The sequence below is a fragment of the Streptomyces sp. NPDC043853 genome, assembly GCF_056436025.1.
Map to the genome: position 1 here is coordinate 1 of NZ_JBWKDJ010000022.1, position 14,790 is coordinate 14,790.

The window sequence follows — 14,790 nt, forward strand, 5'->3', positions numbered from 1 at the left end:
AAGTGGGGCCTGGACTACATGAACTCCCGCTACGGCTCCCCCGTCGGCGCCTGGAACTTCTGGCAGGCCAACCACTGGTACTAAACACCGGTGACCCCGCGGCACACCCCACGCCGCACCACGACACACGCAGGCCCCGGCGGCCGGCCTCCCCAGGCCCGGCCACCGGGGCCTTCCGCATCCACGGCGGGCCATGCTTCGCACGTGCCGGCACGCCCCGTTCCGTACCCGACACAGGCCGGCCCCGCCCACCGCCCGCACCCCGGCCGCCTGCCTGCCCGGCTGCTGTGAAAGCCTGCCGGGACCAACGAGAGCGACGGGCAGGGGGCGGAGCACGGTGGCAGCAGCGGTCGTCGGGCCTGCACGGTACGCGGTACGGGCCGTCCGGGCCGCCATCGGGAGCACGGCCTTGGCGATGGCTCTCCTGGTGCCGACTCCGGCGTTCGGAGCCCAGGGCCGACCGTTCGCGTCCCCAGCCGCGTCCCCACCGAAGTCCCCGTCCGCGTTGCTGGAAGGCCGGCGAGCGGACCTCTTCGTACCGTTCGACGACCCCGCTGCCACCGTCGCCGGCGGCGGTGCCCTCTTCCAGGTCGTGTCTCCCCTCCCGGCCGGCCTGCCGCACCTGGGTCTGAGGGCCGACTACGACCTCTCCGAGGTCGCGGACAGCGTCTCGGTCACACGAACGGACGCGGCCTGCGGGCGCGAAGGGAACCGGATCACCTGCCACCCCGGTGCGAACGGCCTGCTGCCCGACGTACCGTTCCTGCTCGTGGCGCGCCCGTCGGCGACGCCCGGGTACGCCGGTGCGGTGACGGTGCGCTTCACCGGCCGCGCGCAGCTCCCGCCGCCGGCCCGGACGCGGATCCATCTCGGGGTGCCGTCCTTCCGTCTCCGGCCGTACCCGGGGGTCATGACGCTCCCGGAGGCGGACCGCGGTGCGCCGCCCGCATTGCGACCGGCCTTCGTCAACACCGGCGGGCCGACGCCCGGCACGGTGGTCCTGCGCGTCTCGGTGGTGAGCACCCTGCCCCGCGACGAGGGCCAGGACCTGGCCTTCGCGCGCGCCTTCGGCAACTGCCACTACGCAGAACCCGGGGACGCCGTCTCGTGCGAGTTCCCAGGGCCACTGAGCCCCGGCAAGGGGTACGCCGTGGACGGCGAGTTCCGGGCGGTGAACCGGAAGTGCTGCCGGGCCGAGGGCATGTACGACTACTCCGTACGGCCGATCGAGGAGCTGTCCGCGGCCGAGGTCGCCGAGTACCGCGCGCTGCCGACCGGTTCGGGGCGCGCGCTCGGTCTGCGCGAAACGGACGCGGCCGCGCTGACCGGCGGTGCCGTCGAACGCCTCCGTTTCAGGTCGGCGGGAGTGCCCGTGGGGGTGTACTTCTTCCGGCCCGAAGGCGCGACGGTCACCGGCCGGGTCGGAGGCGGCGCCACGATGGAAGTGCCGCTGCCCACGACCACGGACGGCTTTCCCGCGCCCCATGACGAGGTACGGGTGGAGCTGCCCGAGGGGGTGTCGCCGGCGGCTCCGCCCGAGCCGGGCAACTTCCCGTCGGAGGAGGGCTGGTGCACTCCCGACGACCTCACGGCGCGGACGGTCCGCTGCCCCTCGCAGGGTTTCCGCATCATGCTCGCCCTGCACATCGACCGCGCGGTGCCCGGTGCCCGGGGCCGGGTCTGGGTGCCGGTCCCACCGGGCGACACCGAGCCGTCGGACAACGAGGTGCCGATCAAGGTCCTGGTCACCGGCACCACCAAGCCGACCGCACCACCCGGCGCCGCGACACCGCTCCCGGTCGGGATGACGGCGGTCGCGGCGAGCATCGTCGTCGTTCTCGTCCTCGTCCTCGTCCTCGTCAGGGCCGGCTTCCTGATCCGACGCCGCCGCCGCACTCCCTGACCGCGCATCAGCGGTCCACGGGCGTTGCCGGCCCGGCCGGCCTGCGCGGCGCCGCCCCGGTGGACGCAGCGGGGACACCGGTCCACTCGGTCAACTCGACCGGGGCAAAGGCGAGGGCGTGCAGACCCGGTGGCGTCGCAGCTCAGGCAACCGGTTCGGCTTCGATCTCGATCACCTGGGCCGGCCCCGCCCTGAACGCCGGGCTGGCGGCGTCAGCGGCAACCATGTGCGCGGTGACATCGTGAGCGGCCAACGCATCCCGCGACGCCCAGAGTTCGACGAGGACGAACCGATCCGGATCGTCGGCCACCCGGTGCAGGTCGTACTGCAGGCACCCCTGCTCGGCCCGCACGATCGGCGCGAGTCGCTCATAGGCATCGACCTGTTCCTGGCCGCGGCCCGGAAGGGTGGTGATCAGTATGTGAAGCCTCACGGGTTGTGACATGCGTGCGAGCGTAGATCAGCAGCCGCGGCAGGGGAACCGGGGTCTCAGCAGGCAAGCATCAGCCACACGGCCCGCCCGAACCCGGCCGGCAGCAAGCCGGACGAGCCCGTCTCCGGAGCGGGCAACCATGGTCCCGATGGAGCCGGAGATCCCGAGCGCGACCCGTCAGCGGCATCGGCGGGCGTTGAGCCGGGCGGCCTGGCGTGTCAGATGGTCGCGTTCGGCGAGGTTGGTCGCCCGCTGCGCCGCCTCGGCGTACAGCCGGGCCGCTGCCGCCAGGTCGCCGTCGCGCTCGTGGAGGTACGCCGCCACCGCGGCGTGGCGGGGCAGTGAGTCGTCCAGCTCCGCGAGCGCCGCCAGGCCGGCGCGGGGCCCGTCGGCCTCACCGACGGCGACCGCGCGGTTGAGCCGGACGACCGGGCTGTCGGTGAGGCGCGCGAGTTCGTCGTACCACTCGACGATCTGCACCCAGTCGGTCTCCTCCGCGGTGGGCGCGTCCGCGTGGAGTGCCGCGATGGCGGCCTGGGCCTGGAACTCACCCAGCCGGTCGCGCGCGAGGGCAGCCTGCAGGATCCCGACACCCTCGGCGATCAACGTGGTGTCCCACCGGCCGCGGTCCTGCTCCGCGAGTGCCACGAGGCTGCCGTCGGACGCCGTCCGCGCGGCGCGCCGCGCGTGGTGCAGCAGCATCAGGGCGAGCAGCCCCGCCACCTCCGGGTGGTCGATCGCGGCCGCGAGCTGCCGGGTGAGCCGGATCGCCTCCGCGGCGAGGTCGACGTCGCCGGAGTAGCCCTCGTTGAAGACCAGGTAGAGGACGCGCAGCACGGTGGCCACGTCACCGGGCTGGTCGAACCGTACGCCGGAGACGGTGCGCTTGGCCCGGCTGATGCGCTGCGCCATGGTCGCCTCGGGCACCAGATAGGCCCGGGCGATCTGGCGGGTGGTCAGCCCGCCGACGGCGCGGAGCGTGAGCGCGACCGCGGACGAGGGCGTCAGCGAGGGGTGAGCGCACAGGAAGTAGAGCCGGAGCGTGTCGTCGGCCGACGGCGCGGGACCGGCGGCCGGTTCCGCGTCGACCAGGCCCTCACGCCGGAGGCGGGCGGCGTCCGCCCGCCTCGCGTCGAGGAACCGGCGCCAGGCCACGGTGACCAGCCACCCCTTCGGATCGCGCGGCGGCTCGGCCGGCCAGACGCGGACCGCCTCGACCAGCGCGTCCTGTACGGCGTCCTCGGCCGCCGCGAAATCCGCTCCGCGGCGGACGAGGATGCCGAGCACGCTCGGCGTGAGGCTCCTCAGCAGGGCCTCGTCCATGGGTGGGGTCACTCCGTGATGGTGGGCGGCGCGGCCAGGAAGGGGCGGACCTCCAGCCACTCGTGGATCGGCTTCCCGCCTGCCCCGGGAGCGGCCGACAATTCCCCGGCCAGCTCGACGGCGCGCTCGTGGCTGTCGACGTCGATCACCATCCAGCCGGCGATCAGGTCCTTGGTCTCGGCGAACGGCCCGTCGGTCACCGGCGGCCGCCCCTCACCGTCGTACCGGACCCACGATCCCTCGGGCGCGAGGGCCTGGCCGTCGACGAACTCGCCGGTCTTCTCGAGCCGGTCCGCGAAGTCCTGCATGTACTGCACGTGCGCCGAGATCTCCTCCGGCGTCCACTGGTCCATCGGCACGTCGTTGACCGCCGCCGGGGCGCCACGGTAGTGCTTGAGCAGCAAGTACTTGGCCATCGTGATCTCCTCGCTGGCGCGACCCCTTGTGGTCGCGTTCATGGCGGGGACGGAGCCGGTCACAGGTTCTCGACATCGCCGTCCGAAGTTTTTTCTCGGCTCCCGAGGCGGCGGGACTCCGTGCCCTGTGGTTCACGCAGGCGTACGGCGAGGGCGGCGATGTCGTCGTCGAGGCGCCCTCTGCTGTAGCGGAGGAGCTCGTGGTGAAGAGCCGTGAGCAGTTCGCGGGGCGGTGTCGGGGGCTGTCGCCCCATCCAGGCCGTCAGCGGGAAGAACTCGCCGTCACGGGCGCGGGCCTCGGCGATCCCGTCGGTGTAGAAGAGCAGCAGGTCGCCAGGGGCGAAGTCGAAGGTGTCGATGTTGTAATGATCGCCGATCAGCTCCGCGAGGCTGAGCAGTGGTGAGGGGGTCGCGGGTTCGAGGACACGGAGTTTCCCGCGGTTCAGGAGCAGTGGCGGGGGGTGTCCGCAATTGAGGATGTCGATACGCCCGCCCTCGTGCGGGATCTCGACGAGGAGGGCGGTGGCGAAGCGCTCCATCGGCCCCTCCGGAGGAAACGAGGCGTTGTAGCGGGTGCTGCTGGCGTCCAGCCGCCGTGCGACGGCGACCATGTCGGTCTCGCCGTAGGCGGCCTCCCGGAAGGCATTGACGATCGCCGCGGCCGCCCCCACTGCCGGTAGGCCCTTGCCCCGCACGTCCCCGATGAGCAGCCTGACCCCGTAGGGCGTGTCGACCACCTCGTAGAAGTCGCCGCCGATGCGGGCCTCCGCCGCGGCGGCGAGGTAGAGCGACTCGATCTCGATATCGCCGAAGCGGCGTGGCATGGGGCTCAGCACCACCTGCTGCGCCGCGTCGGCGACGAGCCGTACCTGGAAGAGGGTGCGCTCCCGCTGCAGCCGGACGTGGCTTCCGTACGCGGCGGCCACGGTGACCGCGATGATCCCCGCGACCGTCCACCACGTCCCCAGGTCGGGGAAGACGAGGCTGAGGCCGATCATCAGAAGGAGGCAGACCGTTCCGAGCAGGACGGTGGGGAGTACCGGCCACATGGCGGCGGCGAGGGCCGGCGCCGCGGGCAGGAGGCGGCTGAAAGCCATTTCCGGCGGGGTGCTGTACGCCAGGCTGGCGATGACGACGGTCAGGATGACCGGCGACAGCCGCACAAGTCTTCCCGGGCCGGGGCGCCGACGGTGCCGCGGCCGTCCAGACTCGATCACACTTCACAGAATATCGACTTAATGAAGGCGAAGCGCTCTGACGAATCGGAGTCGGCCGCCTGCCCCGGACCGGCTCCCCGGCCTGCGGCGCCCGGCAGAGCCGCCACCCCGGGGTCTTCCTGGGTCAAGGTCCGGCGACACGGCACACGCGGGACCGGCCGGAGCCGAAGGTGCCACCGGCACTTGTAATCGAACATACGGGCGTAAGTCTTGCCGAACGGTGCGCGCGGATACTGTGGCTTACATGATCACTGACGCGGGGGGCGCGACCATGCCGGAAAACACCGATCGGCCTGTGTCGATCATGATCGGGGGCGGGCCCGCGGCCCTGGCCCGCCCGGCTGGGGCCGTGCTGGTCGACGACTGCGGCGGCCTGTTCCACCGAGGTGTACTCGCTGATCTCGGCCACACGCCCGATCAGCTACGAGGCCTGATCAGCTGCGGCTTCGACCCCTACGCGTACGCCGCTCCCACGGAACGGGTGCCGACGACGGCCGTCCGTATGTGGCTGGACCGGCTGGCCACCTCCGGCCCGGTGGTCAACGGCACCGCCGAGCTGGCGCTGGACCGGGAACGCCGTCTGGTCGTGGCCATCCACCCCGCAGGGGCCGCCGACCGGGTCGTCGTCGACGTCGAGGGCGTACCGACGCTCGCCCCGGGCCTGCCCGCACAGCTCGTGCCCGGCACCGACCCCGCGCTGCACTCCTTCGACCGGGCCGCCGGTGTGCTGCTGGCCGACCTGGTCAGGATGGGGCCGGTGGCGAGTGGCCCGGCGGCAGCCCTCGTCGACGTGCTCGACCAGCGGGGCGGCCCGGCGGAGGTGCTGGCGTTGCTGGACCGCGTCGATCCGGCGCTGTCGGCCCCGGTCGCGGCGCCGATCGAGGCGATCCGGGCGTTCGCCGCCTTCCTGCGGGCCACCGAGGACGCCGCCGGACCGTTGTGCTTCGGGGACGCCCTGGTGTACGGGCGGCTCGCGGTGACGGCCGCCGACAGCTGGATCGTGGCCGGCGGCGGAGACCACGCGCTGGCCACGGCCGAGGCCCTCCTCACCGGGAACCCGGCCGCCCGGGTCACCGTGGTCGCCGCGGCCGTCGAAACGGCAGCGCTCAACACGGCCCGGTACATCGAGCTGCGGAACCGCCACACCGCGGACGGCGGTGGTGACGGACGGCTGGAGTTCCGTACCGGCGCCGAGCCCGGCCCGATCACCCTCACCCGCGCGGGCCGCTTCGCCGAGGGCGGGGTGGAGGCCGACGGATACGCGGCGTCGATCGGTCGGGCACGCAGGCTGCCGCTCGCCGTGGCCAGGCTGGCGCGCTGGGCACGGGAGGCCCGCGGACAGGTCACCGGCACCCTGCTGTTCGACACCGACCTGCAGTACCTCGGCTACCGGCTGCACTTCGCCGCCGAGGGCCTGCTGCACCGGGTGGACGTCACCGGCGCCGCCTCGTGGTTCCTGCCCGCCGACGTGTTCCCGGCGGAGCAGGCCCTTCGGGTGGAACTGATGGGGCAGCGTGCCGTGCCGCCGGAGTCGGGCGGCACTCCCACCGATGTGCTGCCGGTCGCGGAGCAGGGTGCCCGTCTGGCAGCCGCCCGACACCAGGGGGCGGTGCGGGAGGCGGAAACGGTGCCGGCGCGCTGGGTACCGTCCGCCTGACCCGCCCGCTCAGCCGGCCGGTCAGCCGTCCGCCTGTGCAGACCCTCACCCTCTTCTTCCAGGCCGCCACCGCGGGCATGCTGCTGACCTCGCCCCTCGCCGGGGAGGTGCACCACGTCGGATCGCGCGTGAGGTACGGCGCGTCGATGCTGTACGTGCTGGCCGCGATCCTGGCCTGGCGCCCGGGCGGTGGGTCACCCCGCCCCGTCCTGTACGCCACGGGCTTCCTTCTGCTCGCCTCGGCACAGGTCGTGCTGGGCATCGCCCACGTGCCCTCGCTCCATGTCCCGCTGGGCGTGGTGATGTTCGCCCTCAGCACCCTGGCCCTCGTTCAGATGCTGTCCCGGTGCCTGCTGCTCCGCCCCACCCCCGGCCGTAGCCGCCGAGCCCGACCGTCAGGTCGAAGCCCCGTCGGTCGGCGGAGGAACGGTGCACGGACGCAGGACCATGAGCGAGTCCTCCGATGCCGCCACCATGGCGAAGGGGAACCGGTCGAGCTCAAGACAGAGTGCGACGTCATCAGGATGGGCTCCTTGACGCACACCCGCCGCCAGCTCGGCGGCGGCTCGCGATTCGGCGGCGCGGCGGAGGAACCCGGCCGCATCCGTCGCGGCACCAGTGGCTCTCCGGGCGATGTACTGAGCGCACGCCAGATCTTCGTCGGCCTGCCCGTCTTCGCCCGTGACCACGAAGGTGACACGGTCACACGTGCGTGTCCGCAAGAGCCGGGCCGTTGCCTCCGCCACCACGAAGCCGGCGCACAGCACCAGAGACGCCTCCTTGACCGCGAGGGCGCCGACCGTTCCCGCCGTGGTCTTCTGCACAACGGTGCGTCCGCCGAGGTCGAGAGACCTCAGCAGGCCCGGGGAGTTGACCGTGTCGAACCCGGTCGCCGGCGAACCGTCCTTGAGCGCCACCCAATCCGGGTGGCGAGCCTTGAGCGCCAGGGCTTCGTCCAGCGACCCGGCAAGCACGATCTTTTCCGCCCCCTGGGCAAAGGACCAGGCAGCCACCGTGAAAGCACGCATGACGTCGACCACGACCGCCACGGACGGGACTTCGACCACCTCGGCGATGCTTACAAAACGAGCGTCCATCCGGCCATGATCGGCCATGTCCGATCCGAAGCGCCGAGCCAGTGACGCGCATCACGCCGGCCGGGGCGAGTCGGGCCGGGCGGGCGCGGAGCGCTGCCGAAACGGGGCTACGCTCCGGGGATGGAACGAGCTGAGATCCTCAAGCGAGTGATCGGCATCCTGACCGAAGCCCAAGAGATCCGTCGTGCCGCGGAAGCCGGTGAGGACGAAGGGGGATCCGAGCTCGAATCGCTCGTGGTCACGCAGATGCTGAACGAAATGCTGCCCGCCATCAGCGTGCCCGCCGATGCCGCCCCGCACGAGGTGGCCCGCCTCGTCGCCCACGCCCTCGGTCCCGCTCTGCAGACCATGATCTCGGGCTTCACCCTGGCCTACACCAGCCTGGCCATGGCACATGACGGGGGGCATACCGACGTCTCCTCGGTCGAGGTGTTGCAGACGCTGGCCCTCCAGGTGGAGGCCGGGATGTTCGACGAAGGCCCCTGACCGCGCTCGGTGTGCGGCGTGCGGCGCTCGGTGTGCGGTGCTCCGTGCCGGCGCCCCCCCGCCGGCTACCCCGACTTCAGCCGACGGACCATCTCGTCGCTCACGTGCTTCTGTAGTTCGGCCAGCTCCTCAATGGTGTACTGCGTGAGGTCGCCCGCACTGCGAGGGCCGTTCGCCTGGCCCTCCTCCTGTGGCTTCTGCTGCTTCTGCTGCTCGCGACGCTGGAGTTCCCGTTCCTCCGGGGATCCGGGCGCCGCGTACCCACACCGGATCAGCGCACCGTCGGCGGCCTTCAGGCAGGTCGCCTCGCGCCCGGCGACCAGGCCCCGCCCCTCCACCCGGTAGCGGATGTTCTGCTCGCTGCCGACCGTCGCCGTCCACGTACTGCCGCCGGTGGGTATCACCTCGAAGACCTGATCGTCGTTGTAGCAGCAGACGTCCCGGTACTCGGCTTTGATCAGGGCGACGAGCGCCTTCGGGGAGGACCACGTCGGGTCGAGGCGGTGGATGGTCATCGGCGCGAGCCCGCCACCCCGATGGCGGGTGGGCACCGTCGACACGGCCACGACCGAACTCGCCTCCCCCTGCGGGGTGAGCGGCGTGACGTACGCGCTGCCCCCGCCCTCGTCCCGGTACCGCAGGGTGAACTCGGACTCGTTGCCCTCGTTGGCACCGTCCTCGGAGGCGTCCCACCCACTGCGCTCGAACCACCAGTCGCTGAAGCCGCCCACGGCGGCCGTGCCCTCGCGCTGCCGGGCCGCGATGCTGATGGGGTAGGACGGCCCCGGGACCGCGGCGGTGTCGTCGGTGATCGAGAGCCGGCCCGTCCGACCGTCGTAGAGCGCGACCCCGGCGGGCCGCTCGGTCACCACGAAGAGACCCGTCTGCCGCTTGAGGGGGACGACCACCACCGGTGTGCCGCCCGAGCAGGTCACGTACGCGTCGTCGGCCTCGAAGCGGACCCAGCCACGAACCCGGCCCCGGCGATGCCCAGCCCCACCCGAATGACCCGACCGCCCACCAGCGCCCCCGCCCTCCGCTGCCGCATCCCGGTCCGGTTCGATTCTCCACCCCCGAACGGTCCGTGTCACCAGACCTGCGGGCGGCCGGACCCGGCGGTCAGGCGGGGAGGCCGCCGCGGGCGATGACGGCCGCGTACCAGTGGGCGCTGTTCTTGAACGTCCGGCGCTGGGTGGGGAAGTCGACGTGGACGATGCCGAACCGCTTGCTGTAGCCGTAGGCCCACTCGAAGTTGTCCAGCAAGGACCACAGGAAGTAGCCGCGCACGTCGGCGCCGTCCTCGATGGCCCGGTGCACGGCGGCCAGATGGGCCTGCAGATAGGCCACGCGCTCGGGGTCCTTCACCTGCCCCGAGGGGTCGGCGTAGTCCTCGTACGCCGCGCCGTTCTCGGTGACCACCAGCGGCACGCCCGGGAGGTCGTCCCGCAGCCGGAGCAGCAGCTCGTGCAGTCCGCCGGAGTCGACCGGCCAGTCCATGGCGGTGCGCGGCCCGGGCACGGGGACGAAGCGGACGTACCGTTCCGCGCCGGCCCAGGGTGAGGGTGACGGGGAGGTGCCGGCCGCGACCATGGTGGGGGAGTAGTAATTGACTCCCAGTGAGTCGATCGGGGCGGCCGCCGTCCGGAGGTCCCCGTCCCGCACGAAGGACCAGTCGGTGAGCGCAGCCGTGTCGCTGACGAGGTCCTCCGGGAGGCGTCCGCGGAAGACCGGGTCGAGGAAGATCCGGTTGCCGACCGCGTCGATCCGTCGGGCCGCGTCGAGGTCCTGGGGCGTTCGGGTACGGGCGCGCAGGGAGTGCAGGTTGAGGGTGAGCGACACCTCGGCCGTTTCGTTCACGGCGCCGCGCACCGCCCGGACGGCCAGCCCGTGGGCCAGGTTGAAATGGTGCGCCGCCCGCAGTGCGTCGACGGCGCTGGTGCGGCCCGGGGCGTGCACCCCGCTGCCGTAGCCGAGGAAGGCCGCGCACCAGGGCTCGTTGAGGGTGGTCCAGGTCGCCACCCGGTCGCCCAGCGCTTCCGCTACGAGGCCGGCGTACTCGGCGAAGCGGTACGCCGTCTCCCGGTTCGGCCACCCGCCGGCGTCCTCCAGTTCCTGGGGGAGGTCCCAGTGGTAGAGGGTGGCCACGGGCCGGATGCCTGCCCGGCACAGTTCGTCGGTGAGGCGCCGGTAGAAGTCCAGGCCCTTCTGTACGGCGGGTCCCCGGCCGGTCGGCTGGACCCGGGGCCAGGCGATGGAGAAGCGGTAGTCGGTCACGCCGAGCCGCAGCATGAGCGCGATGTCCTCGCCGACGCGGTGGTAGTGGTCGGCGGCGATGTCGCCGGTGTCGCCGTTGCGCACCTTGCCCGGGGTGCGGCTGAAGGTGTCCCAGATGGACGGGGTGCGGCCGTCCTCGTCCGCGGCTCCTTCGATCTGGTACGCGGCGGTGGCCGTGCCCCAGCGGAAGTGTGCGGGGAACCGGAGTGTCGTCCCCGTGCGGGGACGTGCGTCGAGCGTGGTCATGAGGGTGGATCTCCCAGAGGTGAGAAGGTTCTTGCGCGTGTGTGGAAGCAGCGCGGCGCGCGCGGAGGCGGCGGCGGGGCGCCGGGTCCGGGTGGTGCGGGCCCGCGTCGTGCGGGTCCGGGTCGTACGGGCCCCGGCCCTCGCGTGCTCAGCCCTTGACCGCGCCCTGCATGATGCCCCCGACGATCTGCCGGCCGAGCAGGCCGAAGACCAGCAGTACCGGCAGGGTGCCGAGCAGGGTGCCGGCCATGACGACGGACTGGTCGTTGACGTAGCCGCCGCCGAGCTGGCGCAGGGCGACCTGGACGGTCGGCTCGGAGGACGTGAGGGCGACGACGGGCCAGAAGAAGTCGTTCCAGGCGGCCATGAAGGTCAGCAGGCCGAGCACGGCCATGCCGGGCCGGGCGACGGGGACGACGATCGACCAGAAGATCCGGGCGGTGGAGGCGCCGTCGACCCGGGCCGCTTCGATCAGCTCGTCCGGCAGCGCCTGGGCCAGGTACTGCCGCATGAAGAACACGCCGAATGCGGAGACCAGTCCGGGCAGGATGACGGCCTGGAGCTGGTTGACCCACTGGAGCTCGGCCATCAGCATGAACAGCGGGATGACGCCCAGCTGCGGTGGGATCATCATGGTGCCGACCGTGACCGCGAGCAGGGCGCCGCGGCCGCGGAAGCGCAGTTTGGCGAAGGCGAACCCGGCGAGGGTGGAGCACAGGACCGTGCCGAGGGTGACCGACCCCGACACGATGAGGGAGTTGACCAGCGCCTTGCCGATGTCGGCCTCCTCCACCACCGCCTGGAAGTTGCGCATCAGGTTCGGCCCGGGCAGGAGCGTCGGCGGCACCTGCGCCAGTTCGGCGTTGGAGCGGCTGGCCGCGACGATCGTCCAGTAGAACGGGAAGGCCGAAACGAGCACGGCCAGGACCAGGATCACGTGGGCGAGCCGTCCGCCCCGCATCGTGCGCCCGGCCCGCGAACGGCGGCGGCCGCCCCGCCGGGCGGGCGTTGCGGCGGCCGGGCGTTTGACCGGCGGATCGGCGAGGGCGGTCATCGGCCCGCCTCCTTTCGGGAACGGTGCCGCCCGATCACGGCGTTCACGCCTACGACCAGCAGGATCAGCAGGAACATCACCCAGGCGATGGCCGCCGCCCGGCCGAGGTGGAAGAAGCCCCAGCCCTGTTCGTACAGGTAGAGGCCGAGCGTCTGGTACTGGTGGGAGATGCCGCCGGAGACGGATCCCTCGAACAGCAGCGGCTCGCCGAAGAGCTGGGTCGCCCCGATGGTGGAGACGACGACGGTGAAGAGGATGGTCGGCCGCAGCCCGGGCAGGGTGACGTGGAAGAACTGCCGCCACCGTGAGGCCCCGTCCATCTCGGCGGCCTCGTAGAGTTCGTGCGGGATGGACTGCATGCCGGCCAGGTAGATCAGCGCGTTGTATCCGGTCCAGCGCCAGATGACGATGGAGGAGACGGCGATCTGGGAGGCGACCGTACCGGTCTGCCAGTCGACCGGATCGATGCCGGCGAACCCGAGCACGTAGTTGACCAGACCGAAGTCCCGGCCGTAGAGCTGGGCGAAGACGAGTGTGGCGGCGGCGACCGAGGTCGCGTACGGAAGCAGCATGGCGGTGCGGAAGAACGTCCGGCCGCGCAGCCTGTGGTTGAGCAGGTGCGCGAGGCCGAGGGCCAGCACCAGTTGGGGGACGGTGGAGAGCACCCCGATGGTGAAGGTGTTGCGCAACGAGATCCAGAAGAACTCGTCGCCGAGGAGCGCGGTGTAGTTGCCGAGCCCGCGCCACTGCAGGTCGCCGGGTGTCTGGAGCTCGACGCGGTAGAAGGACACGTAAGCCGTGTAGAGCAGTGGGAAGAGCCCGAAGGCGGCGAACAGGGTGAAGAACGGGGCGATGTAGGCGTACGGGGCGGCCTTGTGCCACGTGTGCCGGATGGAGGACGGCCGGTGCGGGGACGGCCGGCGCGGTGCCGTCCGTGCGTCTGCTGTCAGGGTCATGATGCGGCCCTTCGGGAGGTGCCCGGGGGAGGGAGGAAGGAGAAAGGAGAAAGGGAGAAGGCGAAGCCTTTCGAAGCGGTCGGCGGCCGCCGCCTGCGGCCGGCGGGCCGGTTCAGCCGATGGTGTTCGCCACGCCCTTCCTGGCGTTGGCCCACGCCTGCTCCGGGGCCGTGCCCTTGCGCTCGACCTCGCCCAGGGCATTGGTGATCTGCTGGGCGATGTTCTGGTCGTGGACGCCGAGGACCTGGACCGGGGCTGCCTTCGCGGCCTCCCCGAAGATCCTGCCGATGGGGGCGTCGGAGAAGTAGGGGTCGGTCGCGTCGGAGATCTGCGCGATGGCGCCGGTGGCGGAAGGGAAGTTGCCCTGCTTCCGGAAGAGCTTGGCCTGCTGCTCGGGCGCCGTGAGCCAGGTGACCAGCTCGTACGCCTCCTTCTTGTGCTTGGCGGCCCGCGGAACGGCGAGGTACGAGCCGCCCCAGTTGCCCGCCCCGGCGGGCAGCTTCGCGACGTCCCACTTGCCCTTGCCGGCGTCACCCGCCTGACCCTTGATGTAGCCGAGCATCCAGGCGGGGCAGGGGAGTGTGGCGAAGGAACCGGCGGCGAACGCCTGGTTCCACTGCGGCGACCACTGGTCCAGCTTGGCGCTCAGCCCGCCCTGAGCAGCCGTCACCGACGCCTCCCAGGCTTCCTTGAGGGCCGGGTTGGTCTCCCAGACCAGCCTGCCGGAAGCGTCGTAGTAGCGCTCCTTCTGCTGGCCGATCATGACCGAGTAGAGGCTGCCCACGCTGTCGAGCCATGCACTCCTGTCGGGGGCGTTCGCCTTGTACTGCCGGCCGAGTTCCAGGTACCCCTCCCATGTCGACCACTTCCTGGAGAGCTCCTCGCGGTCGGTGGGCAGGCCGGCCCGGGCGAACAGGTCGGTGCGGTAGCACATCGCCTCGGGGCCCACGTCGGTGCCCAGGCCGAGGATCTCGCCGTTCTTCCCGGTGGCCGCCGCCCAGGTGGCATCGGCGAACCGGCCCTTGAGCGCGTCCGCCCCGTGCTTGCGCAGGTCCTCGAACCTGTCGCCCTGCTGCTGGGCGACCGAGGCGATCCGGCCCACCTCCACGGCCTGGACGTCGGCGAGACCGCCCCCGCCGGCCAACCGGGTCTGCAGCGACTTCCAGTAGTCGGCCTCGTCCTCGGTGTCGGTCTGCTTGATCTTCACGCCCGGGTGCAGGTTCTCGTACTCGGCGTAGAGCCCGGCCTCCTCGTACCCGAAGGACCCGAACAGGTCCACGGTGATCGTGACCTTGCCGTCCGCGCTGCCGGAGGCGCCGCCCTCCGGGGAGCTGCCGCAGGCGGCGAGCAGGGCCCCGGCGAGAACGACCACCCCCAGACGGACGGCTGCGGTGCCGGCTGGTGTGCCGGCGGTTCTGGCGACGGGTCGGGCAGTGGGCATGGGAAGCCTCCCTTGACTCCGGGGAACGAACGAGAACCAGCGAGAACCGACGTGAACCAGCGCGAACGAATGAGAACCAGCGAGAACCAGCGAGAACCAGCGAGAACCAGCGAGAACGAACGGGATGGAGCGGGATGGAGCGGGAACGAGCAGGGACGAGCGTGAGCGAAGCCTGAGAGCGCTCTCAGTCGGCGAGGGGAGCGTGCCCGCGGCGGACGTGATCCGTCAAGACTCGAAGCCGCAATGGCCCGGAATCAGCCCCAACTTCCCTTGTTACGCGCTCCCTT

General features: G+C 71.8%; 14 protein-coding genes and 1 pseudogene. 5 read left to right on the plus strand and 10 right to left on the minus strand.

Features of this window, described 5'->3' with window-relative positions:
- A partial coding sequence (locus tag AC067U_RS35585; RefSeq protein WP_478833639.1) for an aggregation-promoting factor C-terminal-like domain-containing protein occupies nucleotides 1–84 on the plus strand: 84 nt, incomplete at its 5' end.
- A gap of 325 nt (nucleotides 85–409) precedes the next feature.
- On the plus strand, nucleotides 410–1,903 hold the full coding sequence (locus AC067U_RS35590; protein WP_478833993.1) for a hypothetical protein: 1,494 nt from the start codon (nucleotides 410–412) through the stop codon (nucleotides 1,901–1,903).
- A gap of 142 nt (nucleotides 1,904–2,045) precedes the next feature.
- Here AC067U_RS35590 and AC067U_RS35595 read toward each other — a convergent pair whose 3' ends face one another.
- From AC067U_RS35595 to AC067U_RS35610, 4 genes are all read right to left on the minus strand, one after another.
- On the minus strand, nucleotides 2,046–2,348 hold the full coding sequence (locus tag AC067U_RS35595; RefSeq protein ID WP_478833994.1) for a putative quinol monooxygenase: 303 nt from the start codon (nucleotides 2,346–2,348) through the stop codon (nucleotides 2,046–2,048).
- A gap of 165 nt (nucleotides 2,349–2,513) precedes the next feature.
- On the minus strand, nucleotides 2,514–3,659 hold the full coding sequence (locus AC067U_RS35600) for an RNA polymerase sigma factor (protein ID WP_478834083.1): 1,146 nt from the start codon (nucleotides 3,657–3,659) through the stop codon (nucleotides 2,514–2,516).
- An 8-nt stretch (nucleotides 3,660–3,667) separates the two neighbouring features.
- Nucleotides 3,668–4,075 (minus strand): YciI family protein, encoded by a 408-nt coding sequence (locus AC067U_RS35605; RefSeq protein WP_478833995.1) that lies wholly within the window; start codon nucleotides 4,073–4,075, stop codon nucleotides 3,668–3,670.
- 59 nt (nucleotides 4,076–4,134) lie between these two features.
- A complete protein-coding gene (locus AC067U_RS35610) occupies nucleotides 4,135–5,238 on the minus strand; it encodes a PP2C family protein-serine/threonine phosphatase (protein ID WP_478833996.1) in 1,104 nt (367 codons plus the stop codon).
- A 298-nt stretch (nucleotides 5,239–5,536) separates the two neighbouring features.
- Here AC067U_RS35610 and AC067U_RS35615 point away from each other — a divergent pair, with 298 nt between their 5' ends.
- Nucleotides 5,537–6,949, plus strand: a complete 1,413-nt coding sequence (locus AC067U_RS35615; protein ID WP_478833997.1) for a hypothetical protein — start codon at nucleotides 5,537–5,539, stop codon at nucleotides 6,947–6,949.
- Nucleotides 6,931–7,284 (plus strand): annotated as a pseudogene (locus AC067U_RS35620) (hypothetical protein); the annotation flags it as partial. The gene AC067U_RS35615 and the pseudogene AC067U_RS35620, both read left to right, overlap by 19 nt.
- 60 nt (nucleotides 7,285–7,344) lie before the next feature.
- Here AC067U_RS35620 and AC067U_RS35625 read toward each other — a convergent pair.
- Nucleotides 7,345–8,046 carry a 2-phosphosulfolactate phosphatase gene (locus AC067U_RS35625; RefSeq protein ID WP_478834084.1) on the minus strand — a complete coding sequence of 234 codons (702 nt, stop codon included), beginning with the start codon at nucleotides 8,044–8,046 and terminating at the stop codon, nucleotides 7,345–7,347.
- Between the two features lie 120 nt (nucleotides 8,047–8,166).
- Here AC067U_RS35625 and AC067U_RS35630 point away from each other — a divergent pair, with 120 nt between their 5' ends.
- Nucleotides 8,167–8,532: a hypothetical protein gene (locus AC067U_RS35630; RefSeq protein WP_478833998.1), complete on the plus strand. Its 366-nt coding sequence runs from the start codon at nucleotides 8,167–8,169 to the stop codon at nucleotides 8,530–8,532.
- 65 nt (nucleotides 8,533–8,597) lie between these two features.
- On the opposite strand, the gene AC067U_RS35635 is transcribed toward AC067U_RS35630, so the two are convergent.
- The 5 genes from AC067U_RS35635 to AC067U_RS35655 form a co-directional block, all read right to left on the minus strand.
- Nucleotides 8,598–9,467: a hypothetical protein gene (locus AC067U_RS35635; protein WP_478833999.1), complete on the minus strand. Its 870-nt coding sequence runs from the start codon at nucleotides 9,465–9,467 to the stop codon at nucleotides 8,598–8,600.
- Nucleotides 9,468–9,651: 184 nt separating this feature from the next.
- Nucleotides 9,652–11,052, minus strand: a complete 1,401-nt coding sequence (locus AC067U_RS35640; protein WP_478834000.1) for a GH1 family beta-glucosidase — start codon at nucleotides 11,050–11,052, stop codon at nucleotides 9,652–9,654.
- A 148-nt stretch (nucleotides 11,053–11,200) separates the two neighbouring features.
- Complete coding sequence (locus AC067U_RS35645) at nucleotides 11,201–12,106, minus strand: carbohydrate ABC transporter permease (RefSeq protein WP_478834001.1); 906 nt, start codon at nucleotides 12,104–12,106, stop codon at nucleotides 11,201–11,203.
- Nucleotides 12,103–13,062: a carbohydrate ABC transporter permease gene (locus AC067U_RS35650; protein ID WP_478834002.1), complete on the minus strand. Its 960-nt coding sequence runs from the start codon at nucleotides 13,060–13,062 to the stop codon at nucleotides 12,103–12,105. The genes AC067U_RS35645 and AC067U_RS35650 overlap by 4 nt, the downstream gene beginning before the upstream one ends.
- Before the next feature lie 112 nt (nucleotides 13,063–13,174).
- Nucleotides 13,175–14,503: an ABC transporter substrate-binding protein gene (locus AC067U_RS35655; RefSeq protein ID WP_478834003.1), complete on the minus strand. Its 1,329-nt coding sequence runs from the start codon at nucleotides 14,501–14,503 to the stop codon at nucleotides 13,175–13,177.
- Nucleotides 14,504–14,790 lie beyond the last annotated feature (287 nt).

Bases quoted from the DNA above. Each gene is read 5' to 3' on its own strand.
- AC067U_RS35650 (WP_478834002.1), bottom strand. From the start codon at position 13,062: ATGACCCTGACAGCAGACGCACGGACGGCACCGCGCCGGCCGTCCCCG.
- AC067U_RS35645 (WP_478834001.1), bottom strand. From the start codon at position 12,106: ATGACCGCCCTCGCCGATCCGCCGGTCAAACGCCCGGCCGCCGCAACG.
- AC067U_RS35640 (WP_478834000.1), bottom strand. From the start codon at position 11,052: ATGACCACGCTCGACGCACGTCCCCGCACGGGGACGACACTCCGGTTC.
- AC067U_RS35615 (WP_478833997.1), top strand. From the start codon at position 5,537: ATGATCACTGACGCGGGGGGCGCGACCATGCCGGAAAACACCGATCGG.
- AC067U_RS35605 (WP_478833995.1), bottom strand. From the start codon at position 4,075: ATGGCCAAGTACTTGCTGCTCAAGCACTACCGTGGCGCCCCGGCGGCG.
- AC067U_RS35595 (WP_478833994.1), bottom strand. From the start codon at position 2,348: ATGTCACAACCCGTGAGGCTTCACATACTGATCACCACCCTTCCGGGC.
- AC067U_RS35630 (WP_478833998.1), top strand. From the start codon at position 8,167: ATGGAACGAGCTGAGATCCTCAAGCGAGTGATCGGCATCCTGACCGAA.
- AC067U_RS35600 (WP_478834083.1), bottom strand. From the start codon at position 3,659: ATGGACGAGGCCCTGCTGAGGAGCCTCACGCCGAGCGTGCTCGGCATC.
- AC067U_RS35625 (WP_478834084.1), bottom strand. From the start codon at position 8,046: ATGGACGCTCGTTTTGTAAGCATCGCCGAGGTGGTCGAAGTCCCGTCC.
- AC067U_RS35655 (WP_478834003.1), bottom strand. From the start codon at position 14,503: ATGCCCACTGCCCGACCCGTCGCCAGAACCGCCGGCACACCAGCCGGC.